Consider the following 2380-nt stretch of genomic DNA (forward strand, 5'->3'; position numbering starts at 1 on the left):
GCATATTGCCTATGGGGCAATGACAATCTTATCAAGATTCGTTCCGAAAGCTCTTTTTCGAAAGAACTACGACAACGTGCAGATAAACTTGGGCTCAAATATTTAAAAAATGCGTCTATTGATAATAAAACAGCCCGTGGATATAAGGGAATATGCGCTATCCACACGTTAAAAGATATTCCCTTCAAAAACTAAAAGGCAGAAAGGCATCCGTTTTTAATCAATTTCTTTTTACCCATATAAAATCTTCATTGATTTCAAAAATCGTGCCTATGTGCCTAATTATTGATATTTCATGGCTTTAATCATGTTTTTCTCAGCCTTATATAAGGCCTATGTGACTTTTAAATAAAAACAATTATTTCTTAAGCTGATGAATAAAAAACTGATAAGGAGGTGCTTACAATTGAATAATGTCAATAAAGATGCAATTGCAAGTACTCCTCCATCTGTTTTTGCATCAAGTTATCACAATAATTTCAAAATTAAGAAACTTCAATGTATCGTAAATGAAGAAGATAAAGAAGAATCCAGAGATATTTCTCAATTGAATAAAATTTTAAAATCTGCTACTCTCGTTGCAGGCGATGGCGGCGAGATTTTAAATATGATCTCAAAGAAAAAAACTAAACTTGTTGAAAAAGTCTATAGAACTGCACATCCGCGCGCAAAGGAGGAATTATTTTATAAAGGCTCAGATGGAAGATGGAAAAGTAAAAATCCTACATTCAGTGCTAAAAGCCGAGAAGAATTAGTTGAAAAGCTTTATAACTTTTTCTTTTCTCATACTTTTGAAGAAGTTTATCTTGAATGGGTTGATATGCGTATAAGGCATGGTGTTAAATCCAATAAGACTATTCAGGAAGATCTTACATTACTAAAAAATGTCTTTAAAAATGAGCCAATTGCACAAATGCAGATTGCTGATATCAAGAAGAAAGACATAAAGTATATGTTTGAGCGATGGACTGGTCCAGGGCTAATTACCAGAAAAGCTTTTGTAAATCGAAAATCAGCATTAAATGGCGTTTTTATATATGCTGCTGAAAATGAATACATACCCTTAAACTTTATTCCATCCATAGGAACAACAGAACTTAAGTTTAAGGAGCCACGGCATATCAACAAGGCTTTCCACCTCGAAGACAGGGATGCTCTTTTAAAACACTTAAAATCAATTAAACAGGATGGATATACTTTAGCTATTCAACTTGCGCTTTACTCAACCTTCAGAGTTGGTGAGCTACGAGCAATCAGATATGAAGATATTCGTGGAAATATACTTACTATCAAACACCAGCTTGTTGAAGAATCAGTATACTCAATTGATACCAAAAAGATGAAAGTAACTAAAGCTCCCAGACATATAAATGAAAAACTTCCAAAAGGAAATTCTCATTTTTCTGTCAGGGAAATCTATCTGGTACCAGAAGCTTTAGCAATCATTGAAAAAGCACATGAACTTAATCCAGACGGAGAGTATCTTTTCATGTGCCATGGAAGAACAATCAACAATGATACTTTTAATGAGCGTCTTAGAAAATATTGCGCTGATGCAGGTGTTCCTTATCTTTCAAGCCACAAATTACGCTTCACTGTTGCATCAACACTACGCGCCGCAGGTGTAGATATTGCCTATTTACAAAAAACTTTAGGACATTCAAATCGTGCCATGACAGAACATTATATCTATGAAACTGTTGCAGAACCTGAAGGTATTGAAAACCAACTAATGAATGCTCTAAGTATAGGTTAATATTCATGCAAAAACAATGCATAATATTGTACGCAATATATCTCGCTGAACCTCAGTATTTTCAATACGTGGAACCCTTTTGGAGCAAAATGGAACCATTGAATAAAACAAAGAAAAAAGCCGCAAACTCAGATAGCATCTAAGTTTACGACTCAACACATTACTGCCGGCGACCGGGATCGAACCGGTACGGGTATTACTACCCACGGGATTTTAAGTCCCGGGCGTCTGCCAGTTCCGCCACGCCGGCATACCATATTTATGATGGTAAAAAATTCGCGATATGCATAGCACATATCGCGAGTGGGGCCTACAGGGCTCGAACCTGTGACCCTCTGCTTGTAAGGCAGATGCTCTCCCAGCTGAGCTAAGACCCCTTATTTATCTGGGATGGTTCTAATATAAAACCGAGTGGAGCTTCAGGGACTTGAACCCGGGACCGACCGGTTATGAGCCGGTTGCTCTAACCAACTGAGCTAAAGCTCCTGAAAAAATAAAATGTTTGAACTAAATATAACAAGAACAAACAAGTGACTCCGACGAGAATCGAACTCGTGTTACCGCCGTGAAAGGGCGATGTCTTGACCGCTTGACCACGGAGCCATATTACAGACCGTAGTTACA

1 protein-coding gene and 4 tRNA genes are annotated in these 2380 nt (G+C 37.2%); 1 reads left to right on the top strand and 4 read right to left on the bottom strand.

Going from position 1 to position 2380, the window contains the following annotated elements:
• Nucleotides 1-406: 406 nt before the first annotated feature.
• Nucleotides 407-1756: a tyrosine-type recombinase/integrase gene (locus G628_RS18185; protein ID WP_051199153.1), complete on the top strand. Its 1350-nt coding sequence runs from the start codon at nucleotides 407-409 to the stop codon at nucleotides 1754-1756.
• Nucleotides 1757-1920: 164 nt separating this feature from the next.
• On the opposite strand, the gene G628_RS0110730 is transcribed toward G628_RS18185, so the two are convergent.
• From G628_RS0110730 to G628_RS0110745, 4 genes are all read right to left on the bottom strand, one after another.
• Nucleotides 1921-2006 (bottom strand) — tRNA-Leu (locus G628_RS0110730).
• 54 nt (nucleotides 2007-2060) lie between these two features.
• A tRNA-Val gene (locus G628_RS0110735) sits at nucleotides 2061-2133 on the bottom strand.
• Between the two features lie 35 nt (nucleotides 2134-2168).
• Nucleotides 2169-2242: transfer RNA gene (locus G628_RS0110740), tRNA-Ile, on the bottom strand.
• Nucleotides 2243-2287: 45 nt separating this feature from the next.
• Nucleotides 2288-2359 (bottom strand) — tRNA-Glu (locus tag G628_RS0110745).
• Nucleotides 2360-2380: the final 21 nt, after the last annotated feature.

The sequence above is a fragment of the Butyrivibrio hungatei NK4A153 genome, from assembly GCF_000424465.1.
Taxonomy (GTDB): domain Bacteria; phylum Bacillota; class Clostridia; order Lachnospirales; family Lachnospiraceae; genus Butyrivibrio; species Butyrivibrio hungatei_A.